Origin of the sequence: Schleiferilactobacillus harbinensis DSM 16991 (genome assembly GCF_000425885.1) — a bacterium.
Taxonomy (GTDB): domain Bacteria; phylum Bacillota; class Bacilli; order Lactobacillales; family Lactobacillaceae; genus Schleiferilactobacillus; species Schleiferilactobacillus harbinensis.
The window spans coordinates 33610-48489 of record NZ_AUEH01000014.1 but is presented as its reverse complement, the minus strand read 5'-3'; the positions used below and the strand labels follow the sequence as shown (position 1 = coordinate 48489).

The following is a 14880-nucleotide window of genomic DNA, read 5'->3' as shown; positions in this document are numbered from 1 at the left end:
AGAAAGGGACGTGACTTGATGATTAAAGGGTTTGTATTTGATTTAGACGGCGTGATTACGGATACCGCGAAGTACCATTATGCGGCTTGGAAACAAGTGGCCCACGATGAACTGGGGATTGATATCAATCCCACAGTGAATGAAGGACTGAAGGGTGTTTCCCGGATGGATTCCTTGAACGTGATTCTGAAGTTCGGCGGCAAGGAAAATGCTTATACCGACACAGAGAAGCTGGAATATGCCACTGAGAAGAATGACTTATATAAGTCATTGATCAAACAGATGACGCCAGCAGATATTTTGCCGGGCATCAGCAACTTCTTAAAGGCAATCACCAAGGCGGGCTATCCGATGTCATTGGCGTCGGCGTCCCGGAATGCCCCGTATATCATTGATCGCTTGGGTTTGGCCGAATATTTTTCAGCTATTGTTGATCCGGCGACCCTGACCAAGGGCAAGCCGGATCCAGAGATCTTTGAAAAAGCGGCTGATTTGATCCATACCCCGTATGCCAATACGGTTGGTTTGGAAGATGCTGTCGCTGGGATCGAAGGTATTGAGGCCGCTGGTATGTTTGCCGTTGGTGTGGGCAAACCGGAGGTTCTGGGCAAAGCAGATTTGCTCTTCCCGGATACCGCCCACTTGGATTTGGCAAAGATTGAGGCCGCCTTTACGAGTCAGCGCGGCTGATTTGTAGAAACGTTTACAGCTTGACTACTTAGAGCAGACTGATATATCGGTCTGCTTTTTTCTTTAGGCCCTTTAAACTGCCGGACCAATGATGTAGGATTGTGTAATTATAACGTAAAAGGGGTAGACGGCAGCATGCATGATTTGACCCGGGGACCAATTCTCAAACAGATTATCTGGTTCACGATTCCCTTGTTGATTGGGAATATTTTTCAACAAATGTATACGGTGATCGATACGCTGATCGTGGGCCGGACAATTGGTGTGCAAGCTTTGGCGGCTGTGGGGTCCACCGGGAGTTTGTTCATGCTGATCATTGGCTTTGCCCAGTCCACCACGGCCGGGTTGGCCATCGTTACGGCGCAGCGTTATGGTTCACGGGATTTGCAAGGTGTGAAGAAATCCTTTGCGGCCAGTATTGTGATTTCTCTCGTGATCTCCGCTGTGTTGACCGCGCTGAGTTTGACTTTCACGATGCCGCTGCTTCGGCTGATGCAGACGCCGGAAGACATTATTCACGATGCAGCCAGTTTTATCTCAGTCCTGTTTGGCGGGATTGTAATCGCTGTATTTTACAATTTGTTTGCCAATATGCTGCGCGCGCTGGGCGATTCCCGGACGCCGCTGATTTTCCTGATTCTAGCCTGTATCGTGAACATTGGCTTGGATTTTTGGTTCATCCTCGGGTTCCACATGGGGGTCGCCGGGGCGGGGTACGCGTCTTTGACCGCTCAGGGGTTATCGGCGGTCTTAAGCGGCCTCTATATTTGGCGGCGGGTACCGGTCCTTGTCTTGCGGCGTAAGGATTTTCGCGGTCTGACCAAACAAATTTTTCCGCATATTCGTATTGGTTTGCCCATGGGTTTCCAGGCATCGATCATCTCGATTGGTTCCCTGATCATCCAGATCATGCTGAATACGCTGGGGTCCCAGTCCGTGGCGGCGTACACTGCAGCGGCCCGGATCGATGGTCTGGCGACCATGCCGGCGATGTCCTTTGGCATCACAATGGCGACATTTGCCGCTCAGAATTTAGGGGCTCGTCACTATGATCGGATTCGCCAGGGTGTGAAGAAGGCGTTGATCACTTCGGTGACTGTCTCCATTGTTTTAGGGACCAGTATCATTTTACTTGGCCGTCCCTTGGTGAATATGTTTGTGGGTAATCATCAGCCGCATATCACCAGCATGGCGCAAATTTATTTCCATTTTAATGCCAGTATGTACTTTCTTTTAGCGATTCTCTTCATCGTACGGTATACCTTGCAGGGCTTGGGCCAAAGCATGGTGCCGACGATTGCTGGGGTGATGGAGCTCGTGATGCGGACCTTTGCCGGCTTGATCCTTGTCCATCTTTTTGGATTTGCTGGTGCCTCCGCGGCGAATCCGCTGGCCTGGCTCGGATCGTTGATCGTGCTGATCAGTTCCTACGTGCAGACGATGCGCAAACTGAAGAGTTTGGCCATCAATCAGCCGGTGGCCGAGACGCCGCTGCCCTTGGGCCGTGGCCAGCACCCCTTAGAACAGCATCATCAATCATAAATTGGGCTGATGCGATCCTTCGAGTAATTTTTTTACTCGGAGGATTTTTTTCGCATTTTTCCGCTGGTTCACGTACTTAATAGGTGCAGGGGGGTGGACACACAATGGATGTAACCAAGCAACTCATGGCGCCTGCCATTACGGCTCGCGTGTCGGACATCTATTTACGACCGGACCGCAACGGCTATGCCGTGATCTGGCGGCGGGTCAGTGGTTTGGAGACGGTCGCAGCATTGTCGTTGGCAGAAGGCCAGCAGGTAATCAATGCACTGAAGTATTTGACACAGTTGGATGTCAGTGAGACCCGCCGGCCCCAATCAGGGATGTGGCGATACGGCCCACAGCTCAATGTCCGCGTGGCGACGGTGGGAGATTATCTGGAACGGGAAAGCAGTGTGCTGCGGATTCTTTATCCGTTGACCAAAGAACCGCATTTGTTTTTTCCGAACCAGTTTGCCCTGCTCTGTGATTTAGCTCGGCAGCGAGGCTTGATCGCGTTTGCCGGGCCGATGGGCTCGGGAAAAACAACCTTGATGTACCAGGTGGCGGCGCAACTTGCCCGGCAGCAAGTCGTAATGGCAATTGAAGATCCAGTGGAAATTGCCCATCCCGGAATCAAACAAGTGCAGGTGAACGATACGGCGGGTATGACCTATCCCGTGTTGTTGAAGGCTGCCCTGCGCGAACGGCCGGACGTGCTGATCATCGGCGAAGTCCGGGACGCGCCCACTGCAAAACTGGCCTTCGAAGCCGCTCTCAGCGGCCATTCGGTCTTTACGACGATCCACGCGCGGACCACTGGCGGGATTATTGGGCGCATGCTGCAAATGGGTCTGCCGGCCGAGGTGCTGCGCAACAGTCTGACCGGGTTAGTGTATCAGCGCCTGCTGCCAGGGCAGAATGGGCCGCCGCAGTTATTGTGCGACACGGCGTCCCAAACAGCCCTGGGTCAACTGATCGAACAGCCCCAACAATGTTTCATTGCCTGGCAGCAGGCTCTGCGGACCCTTTACGGAGACGGGCAAATCTCGCGGGAAACGGCGGTGCAGTTTCAATATGCGTAAACGACCGGCGAAGATCAAGTATCAGGAAGAAACGTTCTTCATCGTCCAGGTAGGTAAAATGCTGCAGCACGGTTTGGCCCTGCCGGTGGCCATCGATTATATCGCCCGCACCCGGCCGACCTTGCGTACCGCCGCTCGCCGGTTGGGTCATTTGCTGCGGGACGGCTCCAGTCTGGCTGCAGGCATGCGTCAGGTGGGCTTCTCGGCGCCGTTATGCGATCAGGTCGCCATGCCCCAGGCCAATGGCCGGCTGAGCCATTTCTTGATGCGGGTGGGTCGCTTCCAGCAAGGCCAGCGCCAACGGATGCAAAAGCTGCAAAAGGCCTGTGTCTACCCCATGTTTCTGCTGGGCTTTGTAGGCGTGATTCTCTTACTGGTCCGCCTGGTGATTCGGCTGCAATTTGCGGCGCTGGGGATGACCGGGGAGACCGGGTTTAGCCGTTGGCTGACGACTGGTTTCGGGGTGCTGGTGCTGGTTGGCTGTCTACTCGGGTGGTCCGGCTATCGTTGCTGGCACGCGCCGATGACTGGTCAGCGAGTTGCCCGCATTTTCCACTGGCCCGTGGTCGGCAGCACACTGCGCTGCTATATTTATCACACGCTGCTCTATGACTTGAGTATGCTGCTGGGCAACGGTTGGACGATGAAGGAAATCATTGCGCTGCAGAGTGCCTTCGGTGAGGGCTCGCTGGTTGCTGCGCTGCTCAAAGATATGGAGACGGAGTTTCGTACCGGTACGGGCTTTGTGATCATTGTCGACCGCCTGGTTTATTTTCCCAGCGAAGTCGCCAGCCTCCTGGCCCAGGGCAGCAGTGCCCAAGAACTAGCGGGGAGCTAGAGGTTTTGGCCGACCAATACTATGAGCAGATGCTGACCCGCATTGATAAGTTGATTACGCGGATTCAACCAGCCTGCTTTTTGCTGGTGGCGTTGTCGGTGCTGTGCATTTATGGCGAGTTGCTGCTGCCGATTTATGGGCAGATGCAGATTTTGAATTAATTAAACGAAGAAAATGGAGGAATTATCATGATGACATTTGTTAAGAACCAATGGGTGGCGAAGCGGAAGGAACGGAAGGGTTTCACGCTTTTGGAAATGCTTTTGGTGGTTTTTATCATTGCAGCGCTGCTACTGTTGGTACTGCCTGGATTGATTAAGCAGCAAACGTCCGTAACGGAAAAGACGGATGAGGCGTTTGTGACCACGGTTCAAAATCAAGTCACTGTTTATGCGTCTGATAATAACGGTACATTTCCAGAAAACTTCGACGCACTCAAAGGAGGATATCTTTCCACAAAACAAACTGAGAAGGCAAACGACAAGCTCAAACTTGATAAAAAGACCGGAGAAGTATTATTGAGGACAGACAGTTCCTCCGGAAATGAGCAAGGTTAGTTTCGCCTTCACCCTTGCCGAAACTCTCATCGTCGTCGCTTGCGTCTGTGCCCTCGGCTTATTCGCCGTCCCCCACGTGCAAACGCTCGGCCGGACCACCGCTACTCGTGCTTTTCTGGATCGCTTCAAAGCCACCTACTAAAAACACGAAAACCGCGCCCGTCTCACGCAGAAAAATTACCACATCGAATTAGGCCCCACCGTGCAGGCGGCCCGGTATATTTTCGTCAAGCAGGAAACAGAAACACCAAAACCACCGCGGGACGAACCACTCAAGGCCAAGGATTGGATCGATATTCCGGCCACACTCACGGCGACGGTGAATCGGACCAATCCGAAGATCGGGCCGCATGGGGTTGAGAACTGCACTTGGACCTTTCAAGAGATTGCGACTCGCACACAATATCAAATCACAGTCCAAATGAAATGGGGACGATTGATTGAAACAAAGACGTAACGGCGTTCTGATGGCTGAGGCCCTGACGGCGCTCTTCGTGCTGACGGCGGTGGTCATGCTGTATATGGTGGCCACCACCCAGATCAATCGCCAGCTGAACCAGGCCCAGCAAGAAGCCGCTTTGAACGCCGCCCTGCTGTCAGCGATGCGCACCTCGGACCAAGCACCTGTCACCTTGCGTCAAGGACAGCAAGTGTTCCATGCCCAAGTCTCAACAAATGCGGTGATTGGTCATAGCGCTGTTTTCCAAGGGCAGTGGTCATGGTGAAACGCCGGGACGCTTTCACGCTGTTCGAGACGTTGGATCGTGACGGCCTTCTGCGGTCTGGCGGCCATGATCGTGCAGTATGCGGTGGCGAGCAAACAGACGCAGGGGCTGGGCATTGATCGGTTCGGCTGGTACCTTGGCACGAATGATTTAGCGGAGTATTTGCACGACAAAACAGTCGTGAGTATTGGCCATGGCGGGGACGTGGTGACGCTGAGCACGACGAAAAACCAGCAAGCCACCCACCAGTTGAATACGTATCGGAATGCAAAAGGCAATTGGCAGATTCGCGCGCAAAATCAATCCAGCGAGGGCCATGAACCAATCATCACCAATTTGGCTGACCACCAGGTGAAGTTTTCCCTGGTCAGCTCCCGGTTGTTGCGGGTGCGCGCGCATTTGCCCGATGTTCAGCACCAGAAAGGAGTGATTTATGAAATTGATCTGCCGATTGCTGGGGCGCTCCCGCCGAGGCATGATCCTGCCCACCGCGCTGGTCCTGACGACTCTGCTGTTCAGCCTGCTGGCAATGACCGTCAGCCAAGGCGCCAATCGGGTCCAGGCGTGGCACGAACTCATCGCCAATCAGGAGTTTGACGGCAGCTTTCTGATCGCCAAGGAGTTGATCGGCCAGGGCAAGCAGCAGGGCCAAATTGAGTTGGGTCGCGGCCGTTATGCTGAATGGCACTACAAGGAACGCAAAGTATACGTCACGTTAATGCCCAGCAAATTCGAACAAAACCGGTCCTTGGATAAAATCTATTGATTACCGTTTCCATTCCCAATAGGCCGGCATCTCACAAGTAAAATACCAGTTGGTCAAATGCACGGATAATGTTACAATTATTCGTGTATTTTTGTTTTTTGGAAGGAGATCAAATTGGCAGAGGCAGACACAGTACAACAGGTTTTTGCACCTTTGGACGAGGCGATCACGACCCTCAGCGATGACTTGCGGGTCTCTTATTGGGCGGCGCTGCCAGAAGAGTTGGCGAACCTTAATAATAACGAGATTCACGTGGAAAATGGGGCGCCGACTGCAGCCGCCATTGCCCAATTAACTGCACTGGGGGACCGGTTCAAAGCGGCTAAAGCAGCAGTGGGGTTGACGGCAACGCAAACAGCGATCCAATTAACGATCGTCAAGGGAATGCGGGAAGCAAAGGTTGACGCCAATTTGATGATTACACCAGAGGCGATCGGCACTCTGGTGGCGACCGTTGCGGACGTGATTTTGGCTGGTGCGCCCAGCACCACGATCTTGGACCCCAGTGTCGGCACCGGCAATCTGCTGCTCACCGTAATGCGGCAGCTGCCGCTGGCCGGGGACGCCCACCGGCACGGCTATGGGGTGGACAACAATGAAGACTTGCTGGCCGTGGCCGATGCCTTTGCACGGCAATTGAACGAGTCAGTGGAATGGTTCCACCAAGACGGTATTGCGCCATTAGTCGTTCCGCCGGTCGACATGGTCGTCAACGAGCCGCCAGTGGGGTATTATCCATTGGACGACGTCGCAAAAGACTTTGCCACTCGAGCTGAAGAGGGCCATTCCTTTGCCCACCACTTGTTTATCGAACAAGGTATGCATTACGTTCAGGATGGCGGTTTCGGCTTCTTCATTATTCCCACGGCGCTATTTAATTCGAAGGAAGCCCGGGGCTTGACCGCTTGGATGGCCCAGCAGACGTATATTCAAGCGCTGCTGGAATTGCCCAAGGGCTTGTTCCAGGATGAGAACGTGGCAAAATCGATCCTTGTGCTGCAAAAACACGGCGGCGCGGCTCAGCAGGCAAAACAGATCCTGCTGGCAGGGATCCCTAATCCGGACGACCACCGGGGCATTGCGGAATTCTTCCAAAACGTACGCGATTGGCGCAAAGATAACATCAAGACCAATCATTAATCTTACCCAAGTAAGCGATTTTAGCGTATGCTGGAATCAGCTCATGATGAAAGCAGGTTAAACATCAATGAAAATTTTGGCGGTGAACACGGGCAGCTCAACTTTAAAGTGGAAGCTGTATGATATGCCCGCAGAGCATGTGATTGCGGAAGGTATGCTGGACCGGATGGGTCTGGGCGACTCGGTTTTTACAGTAAAATTCAATGGCGAAAAAACCAAAGAAGTGGGCGACATCAAGAACGCTGAAGAGGCGGTCAAAAAATTGATGGCTACGCTGATCGATCGCAAAATTATCGGCAGCTTTGACGAAATTCAAGGCATCGGTCATCGGATCGTTGCTGGGGGCGAAACATTTGAGCATTCGGCGCTGATGACACCGGAGAATATCCAAAAGGTCAAGGATTTTGCGGATTTTGCGCCGCTACATAACCCGGCTGAAGCCGGCGGCATTGAGGCGTTTGCCAAGCTGCTGCCGAATGTGCCCCAGGTGGGCGTGTTTGACACGGCGTTCCATTCCACCATGCCTCAGGAGAATTACCTGTATAGTATTCCCATGGAATACTACCGCAAATACGGTGCCCGCAAGTATGGCGCCCACGGGACCAGCCATCGGTACGTTTCTGCGCGGGCAGCTGAACTGCTCCATGCAGATTTGAGGTCGCTGAAGATGATCACGCTGCACATGGGCAGCGGGGTTTCGGTCACCGCCATTAAAGATGGTAAGTCTCTGGATACGTCCATGGGCTTCACGCCGCTGGCCGGGGTAACGATGTCCACTCGCTCGGGCGATATTGATGCGTCCCTGGTCGCTTATCTGATGGGCAAATTGAATATCACGGATCCTAACCAGATGGTGGATATCTTGAACACGAAGTCTGGTATTCTCGGGCTTTCTGAACTGTCTCCGGATATGCGCCAACTGGAACAAACCATCGATATCCGGCCGCAATCCAAGCTGGCCATTGATATCTTTGTCAACCGAATCATTAAGTACATCGGGTCTTACACCGCCATCATGGGCGGCCTGGATGTTCTGGTCTTCACCGCCGGCATTGGCGAAGGCGATATCAAGATGCGGGCGCGGATCGTCAACAAGCTCAATTATATGGGTGCGAAGATTGATCCGGAACGTAATGACGTCATGGCCAAGGAACGCTTGATTTCCACTGATGATTCCAAGGTCAAGGTCATGCTGGTCCCGACCAACGAAGAATTAATGATTGCCCGGGATACTGTCCGCGTGGCCCAGTTGGATTAATTGCTCAAACCCTTTTGGAACCCTGAGAAGAAGGCATCTAAGCCTTTTTCGAAGGGTTTCTGTTTTAGAAAGCGAGGTGCCGCCATGACTTTGTTATATTGTGTGATCATGGTCGCTTTGACCATCGTGGTCGTCATCGAACGACGGGCTCTGCGCATTAAAGCAAAACGCCGCTGGTGGTTTACAATACTCTTGTGGGTGGTGGCCTTGGTCATGCTGGTGGTGCCGTTTTGGCAGCATACCAGTCAGGAATATCTGATCAGCGGATTGTTTGTCGCCGCCGTGCTGATTCTTTTGACCCTCTGGCGCCAGGGCTTGGCCGACTTTGCTGTGATCAACGGTATGCTGGCGACCCGGGCTTATAGCGGACTGACCGGTTATCTGCTGGTACCGGAAAATGACACGGTCGCTGCAACGTTTTACGGCGGCAGCGTGCGGGTCACTACATTGCATTTGCTGGCAACCGCTGACCAAATCACAGCGCTGCTCAGCACCCAGGCACCGCAAATCAAACGGTTGACTAAAGCACCGGAAAACCAGTGACTTGCAGCAAACCCACGTTCTCTATACAATAGTAAGTGACTACTTTAGATAGAGGTGATGCGTGATGGCAAGACATCGCCGGCGATTACAGGATGTGGGCCAGATCGTATCCGCTGATCGCATGCGCCAGTACGTGGCCCATGCGCAGTTGGAAGATCTGCAATTTGTCCAGCAGCTGATCGATGAACGGACGGAAGAAATTTTGGCTGAGCAGGGCGCGGGTGAATTCCCCGCCTTTGCCCGGCTGGCCCAGAAACGGCAGGACCAACTGGTCGTGCTGCAGCGGCTCATTGATCACGAGCAGGGGCGGGGCTATTACCAAAAACATGCCACAGCCCCCAGCTTTTTCCACGATTACTTACGGGATTATCCCACTGATGCGATTTTTGATGCGACCCATGAGTTGTGGGATATTGACGACGCCCTGCGCCGGATGCAGGCGGCTATCGGCCCCATCATTCAATGGCAGCGGCGGATCCGCAAGGCCGGGTTCACCATTAACCAAACACGCCATTCCCAGCGCAGCCTGAGCGTGTATCTCTATTTGCCGATTCACCAGGCCGAGGCATTTGCGATTGTTTTTGGGCAAAACTTCGATGTTCCACGGTTTCTGGACATGGTGGCGCATCGGCCGACGAATCCAGAGTTCAGCGTGCGGCTGTCAGACCACGTGACCGGCTTGTACTATAATCAAAGAGAAGGGGCTCAGCGGCGATACCGCGAGGCCGATATCAATCTATACGTATAGATAGAAAAAGAGGTTGAACATGACTGAAAAACGGGCATTATTCATCATTTTTGGCGGGTCGGGCGACTTGGCCCAGCGTAAGCTTTATCCAGCGCTGTACGGTCTGTATTATCAGGGCCGGCTGGCTAAGCATTTCGCCGTGATCGGTACCGCGCGGCGCCCCTGGACCGACGACCATTACCACGACATCATTAAGCAGTCGCTGGTGGGAGCGCCGGGGTCAGCGCATCAAAAGACTGAATTTGCGGAGCATTTCTACTATCAGTCCCACGATGTGACCGACGCTGCCCATTATGTCACGTTGCGGGATTTGGCGGAAAAGCTGGACAAGCAATATGCCTTAGACGGTAATCGGGTCTTTTACATGGCGATGGCCCCGCGGTTCTTCGCGACCATTGCGGAACGTGTCAAATCCGAGCAGCTGCTGTCTGACAAAGGGTTCAATCGCTTGATCGTGGAGAAGCCTTTCGGTCGGGATTTTGCCACCGCGAAGCAATTGAACGATGATATTTCCCAAGCTTTTTCCGAGGAACAAATTTATCGGATCGATCACTACTTGGGTAAAGAAATGGTGCAGGACATCATGCCGTTGCGCTTTGCCAATCCACTGCTGGGCCATGCTTGGTCCAAGGACTTCATCGATAATATTCAAATCACTTTGGCCGAAGATATTGGTGTCGAAGAGCGTGCCGGGTATTATGAGACCGCCGGTGCCCTGCGGGATATGGTCCAGAACCATATTTTCCAAATCATTGCCATGCTGACGATGGAGAAACCGGCGAGATACGATGCGGCATCGATTCACGCAGCGAAGCGCGCGGTATTGTCTGCCATCAAACCGTATACGCCGACTCAAGTGCACGACAAATTTGTTCGCGGTCAATATCTTGGCGGGGATGATATTGGGCTGTCTTACCGGGAAGAGGACAATATCGCGTCCGATTCCACAGTGGAAACTTACGTGGCCGGCCGGGTGGACATCGACAACGATCGTTGGCGCGGGGTGCCGATTTATATCCGCACCGGCAAGCGGCTGAAGGCCAAGCAATCTCGGATCGATATTGTCTTCAAGCCGACCAGCGACAATATTTTGCCGACGATCAATGATGCACCGGTTGGGGCCAACGTCTTAACTCTGATCATTGAACCAGAAACCGGGATGCACCTGACTTTGAACGGTAAGGAAATCGGCACCAGCGATGCCGTGAGTCCGTTCAAGCTGGACCACGCGTTGGATCAGGACGAATTAGCCAAAGCACCGGAAGCCTATCAGCGGTTAATGCTGAACATTCTGGACGGCAATAAGCTCACCTTCACCCACTGGGCGGAATTGGCGGCCAGCTGGCACTTCATTGATGCCATTCGGACTGTTTGGGACAATGACAAAGCAGACGCCTTAGCCTTTTACAACAGCGGGACCATGGGGCCGCAACAAGCAGATGATCTGCTGGCCCGGGATCACCGGCAGTGGATCTGGCAGGGCGACACGACGAAATAGGATCAAAACGCGAGGTGCGCTCCACGGGGTGGCCCCGCGTTTTTTCCGCTGCTAGCGAGAAAGGAGAGCAGCCATGCTAGGCCGATTACCGATTATTCAACACAACGACCGCCGCATCATTCACCTCGACATGGATGCCTTCTATGCTTCGGTGGAGGAACGGGAGCATCCTGAATTTGTTGGCCGGCCGCTGGTGATCGCGCGCAACCCCCGGGAAACCCACGGCAAGGGAGTGGTCACCACCGCCAACTATGTCGCCCGGTCTTTCGGCGTTCACTCGGCGATGCCGGCCAATCAGGCGGCTCAGCTCCTGGCCGGGGAGCCGGTCATTTGGCAGCCGCCCAATTTTCCGTTATACCGCAGTGTGTCTGCTCAGGTGCACCAAATCATGCATCGGGTCACCCCCTTCATCGAACCCTTGGCCTTGGATGAGGCGTATTTGGACGTGGGCGCCCGGTTCCCGGAATGGCCACAGACGGTGCGAGCGGCGGCCTATCTGCAACGCACGATTCGCCAGGAGACTCGGCTGACCTGTTCGGTGGGAATTTCGTATAATAAGTATTTGGCCAAACTGGCGTCAGACTTTAATAAGCCTTTCGGCCGTACGATCATCACGCCGGCGGCAGCTCCGGTATTTCTGGACCGCCTGCCGATTCGCAAGTTTCAGGGGGTCGGGGAGAAGACTGCACCGCGTTTGTTGGCGATGGGCATTACCACCGGGGCGGAGCTGCGCCAGCTGACGCTGACCCAACTCACCGATGCTTTTGGTAAATTCGGTTATATGTTGTATCGCCGCATTCGCGGTGTTGACGACCGGCCGGTGGCCTATGCCCGGGAACGCAAGTCGATTGGCAAGGAGCGCACTTTTGCGCCTTTTCTGACCTCGGATGAAGCCAGCACGCGCCGGATCACGACGTTGGCTCAGGAAGTGGCGGCACTGCTGCAAAGCAAGCAGCGCAAGGGCAGCACGGTGACGTTAAAGATGCGGGACGGGGAGTTTAATACAGAAACCAAGCGGGTGACGCTGAAGGAACCGACCCAGGATGCCCAGCTGATTACCAGCGTTGCCCTGCAGCTCTGGCAAAAATATGGCGCTGCTATCCTGGCTAACGGTGTTCGCTTGCTGGGCGTCACGGTCTCCAGTCTCGTGCCGGTGACCATGGAGAACCTCACGCTGCCCGTGTTTGACTAGCACCTATGGTATACTGATTCTCAGAAATGGATGGGGTGGCAGTGGCAACAAAACACGAAAAAATTATCCAATATATCGCGGATACTGATATTGGTCAAAAAATATCGGTACGCAGCGTAGCTCGCCAGATGGGGGTCTCCGAGGGAACGGCTTACCGGGCAATCAAGTCAGCAGAAACCGAGGGGCTGGTCGCGACGGTGCCCCGAGTCGGGACGATTCGCGTGGAAAAAACCATTCGCGGGGACATCAAAAACCTGACCTTCGGTGATATTTTGCGAATCATTGACGGCACGCTGTTTGGCGGGGAAACTGGGTTGCAGCATCGGCTGGACCGCTTCGTGATTGGGGCAATGACCACCGATGCGATGCGCGATTATATCACCCCAGGGGCGATGCTCATCGTCGGCAACCGAGAGGACGCGCAGCTGATGGCCCTGGGCAACGGAGCCGGGGTATTGATCACTGGCGGATTCACCGCCAGTCCGGCGGTGGTCGCCGCCGCTGACAAGGCGGCGCTGCCCTTGATCGGCTCAAACTACGACAGTTTCACAGTGGCCACGATCATCAACCGGGCGATTTCTGATCAGCAAATTAAGAAAGAAATCGTCACGGTGGCCGATGCCTATGTGCCCATCGCCCAAACTGCTTATCTCCGGCAAGACGAAACGGTATCCCGCTATCGCCAGCTGGCCAAGGCGGTGAAGCATTCCCGCTTCCCGGTGGTTGCTCGCGACATGCGGGTGGTCGGGGTGATTACCGCGAAAGATCTGCTCACGGCGTTGGCGGAAACCACGCTGGACCGAGTGATGACTAAGAATCCGGTCACGGTGCGCAAAGAAATGAGCGTTGCTTCGGTTTCCCACTTGATGGCCTGGAACAGCATTGAAATGATTCCTGTGGTAGACGCGGAGTTTCGACTCTTGGGGATTGTCACCCGGACGGATGTCATGCGCAATCTGCCCACCCCGGGTCATCAGAGCGAGGGCAGCGACACGTTTTTTGATGCGATCCATACGAGTTTGCGGACCAACGAAGACAATCGCCGCTGGCAGACGATCGTTACTCCCCAGATGACCAACTCACTGGGGACCATCGCGGTTGGCGTCTTGTCCGAAATGATCACGGATGTCGCCCAGGATTTCTTAAAACATAATTATCAAAAACGATCGCTGATCGAACAGATCACGGTCAATTATTTAAAATTGATTCAATTGGAACATCGCGTCCAAATCGTGCCGGAATTACTGGATCTGGGCCGGCGCTCGGCCAAGCTGGAAATTACCGTGAGCGCGGAACACGTGCTCAGTGCCAAGGCGTTCGTGGTGTGTCAAATACTGGAGGAAGAATAAATGGCTGTTAATGAAGCAAGATTGACGGAAATTATCAAGACGATCCAAGCGTACGATACGATCATCATTCATCGCCACGAGCATCCGGACCCCGACGCGATCGGGTCCCAGGGCGGTCTGGCGGAGATGCTGAAGCTGTCCTTCCCAGAAAAAAAAGTCTATGCCGTGGGTGCGGATATTGGCAATCTGGGCTGGCTGAACACGATGGATACGGTGGCCGATGACGTGTATCAAAACGCTCTGGTGATCGTGACTGACACTGCCAATACCCCCCGAATCTGCGATCAGCGCTTCAGCACTGGGAAAGCCTTGATTAAGATCGATCACCATCCCAATGATGATCCTTACGGGGATATCACTTATGTGGACGTTGATGCGTCCAGCTGTTCGGAAATCATTGTGGATTTGTTCCACGCCGGCCACGGCCTGCTCAAGTTGAACGGCGCCGCTGCCCGGCTGCTCTACGCCGGCATCGTCGGCGATACCGGCCGCTTCTTATATCCGGCAACCACGAGCAAGACATTCCGAGCGGTCAGTGAACTCGTGACCTATGACTTTTCCCCGGCAGATGTTTCCCAGCGGATGAACGAAATTAATTTAGGCCAGGCCAGGCTGCAGAGCTATGTGTTCAACCATTTGCAGGTGGATGACCACGGGGCAGCCTGGGTGATCATTCCCCAGGCGGCGTTAAAGGAATTAGGTATCAGCAATGATGATGCCTCGGCCGCCGTCTCCACCCCTGGCCGCCTGCGGGACGTCAAGGCGTGGTTGGAGTTCGTGGAAAACCCCGCTGGACCCTATCGCGTACATTTGCGTTCTAAAGGACCGGTGATCAATGAATTGGCTAAAGCCCACGACGGCGGCGGTCATCCGCTGGCCAGCGGGGCCAAGGCCAAAGACCAGGCAGAAATCGACACCATGATTCAGCAGTTGCAGACCCTCGTGGCCGCTTGGCACGACTAAACGCTCG

Annotated in this window: 16 protein-coding genes; all 16 read left to right on the top strand. The window is 54.2% G+C overall.

The annotated features are described in order from the left end of the window. Positions 1 to 18 precede the first annotated feature (18 nt). The 16 genes from pgmB to H627_RS0105895 all read left to right on the top strand — a co-directional run bounded on the left by pgmB (position 19) and on the right by H627_RS0105895 (position 14873). Entirely contained in the window at positions 19 to 690 is a 672-nt protein-coding gene (gene pgmB, locus H627_RS0105985; protein ID WP_027828207.1) for a beta-phosphoglucomutase, read from the top strand. Positions 691 to 825: 135 nt separating this feature from the next. Next, positions 826 to 2232 carry an MATE family efflux transporter gene (locus H627_RS17215; protein WP_081674717.1) on the top strand — a complete coding sequence of 469 codons (1407 nt, stop codon included), beginning with the start codon at positions 826 to 828 and terminating at the stop codon, positions 2230 to 2232. 104 nt (positions 2233 to 2336) lie between these two features. Beyond that, positions 2337 to 3296: an ATPase, T2SS/T4P/T4SS family gene (locus H627_RS0105975; protein WP_027828206.1), complete on the top strand. Its 960-nt coding sequence runs from the start codon at positions 2337 to 2339 to the stop codon at positions 3294 to 3296. Further along, the gene (locus H627_RS0105970; protein ID WP_027828205.1) at positions 3289 to 4134 is read left to right on the top strand and encodes a type II secretion system F family protein; all 846 of its coding nucleotides are present in this window, start codon (positions 3289 to 3291) and stop codon (positions 4132 to 4134) included. Before H627_RS0105975 ends, H627_RS0105970 begins: the two co-directional genes overlap by 8 nt. A gap of 5 nt (positions 4135 to 4139) precedes the next feature. Beyond that, positions 4140 to 4295 (top strand): hypothetical protein, encoded by a 156-nt coding sequence (locus H627_RS19990; RefSeq protein ID WP_155827898.1) that lies wholly within the window; start codon positions 4140 to 4142, stop codon positions 4293 to 4295. Positions 4296 to 4322: 27 nt separating this feature from the next. Next, positions 4323 to 4691, top strand: a complete 369-nt coding sequence (gene comGC / locus H627_RS0105960; protein ID WP_051225218.1) for a competence type IV pilus major pilin ComGC — start codon at positions 4323 to 4325, stop codon at positions 4689 to 4691. Positions 4692 to 5131: 440 nt separating this feature from the next. Further along, positions 5132 to 5416, top strand: coding sequence for a hypothetical protein (locus H627_RS0105945; protein WP_152319504.1), 285 nt, complete (start codon positions 5132 to 5134; stop codon positions 5414 to 5416). A 433-nt stretch (positions 5417 to 5849) separates the two neighbouring features. Further along, positions 5850 to 6182, top strand: a complete 333-nt coding sequence (locus tag H627_RS20325) for a hypothetical protein (protein ID WP_156405681.1) — start codon at positions 5850 to 5852, stop codon at positions 6180 to 6182. 114 nt (positions 6183 to 6296) lie between these two features. Further along, positions 6297 to 7322: a class I SAM-dependent methyltransferase gene (locus H627_RS0105930; protein WP_027828199.1), complete on the top strand. Its 1026-nt coding sequence runs from the start codon at positions 6297 to 6299 to the stop codon at positions 7320 to 7322. A gap of 67 nt (positions 7323 to 7389) precedes the next feature. Continuing rightward, positions 7390 to 8580, top strand: coding sequence for an acetate/propionate family kinase (locus H627_RS0105925; RefSeq protein WP_027828198.1), 1191 nt, complete (start codon positions 7390 to 7392; stop codon positions 8578 to 8580). Positions 8581 to 8664: 84 nt separating this feature from the next. Continuing rightward, the gene (locus H627_RS0105920; protein WP_027828197.1) at positions 8665 to 9123 is read left to right on the top strand and encodes a hypothetical protein; all 459 of its coding nucleotides are present in this window, start codon (positions 8665 to 8667) and stop codon (positions 9121 to 9123) included. 64 nt (positions 9124 to 9187) lie between these two features. Beyond that, positions 9188 to 9871, top strand: a complete 684-nt coding sequence (locus tag H627_RS0105915) for a hypothetical protein (RefSeq protein ID WP_027828196.1) — start codon at positions 9188 to 9190, stop codon at positions 9869 to 9871. Positions 9872 to 9890: 19 nt separating this feature from the next. Next, positions 9891 to 11369 carry a glucose-6-phosphate dehydrogenase gene (gene zwf, locus H627_RS0105910; protein WP_027828195.1) on the top strand — a complete coding sequence of 493 codons (1479 nt, stop codon included), beginning with the start codon at positions 9891 to 9893 and terminating at the stop codon, positions 11367 to 11369. Between the two features lie 73 nt (positions 11370 to 11442). After that, a complete protein-coding gene (gene dinB / locus H627_RS0105905) occupies positions 11443 to 12561 on the top strand; it encodes a DNA polymerase IV (protein WP_051225217.1) in 1119 nt (372 codons plus the stop codon). A gap of 41 nt (positions 12562 to 12602) precedes the next feature. Continuing rightward, positions 12603 to 13910 carry a DRTGG domain-containing protein gene (locus tag H627_RS0105900; RefSeq protein WP_027828193.1) on the top strand — a complete coding sequence of 436 codons (1308 nt, stop codon included), beginning with the start codon at positions 12603 to 12605 and terminating at the stop codon, positions 13908 to 13910. After that, complete coding sequence (locus H627_RS0105895) at positions 13911 to 14873, top strand: DHH family phosphoesterase (RefSeq protein ID WP_027828192.1); 963 nt, start codon at positions 13911 to 13913, stop codon at positions 14871 to 14873. It begins immediately after the preceding gene. Positions 14874 to 14880: the final 7 nt, after the last annotated feature.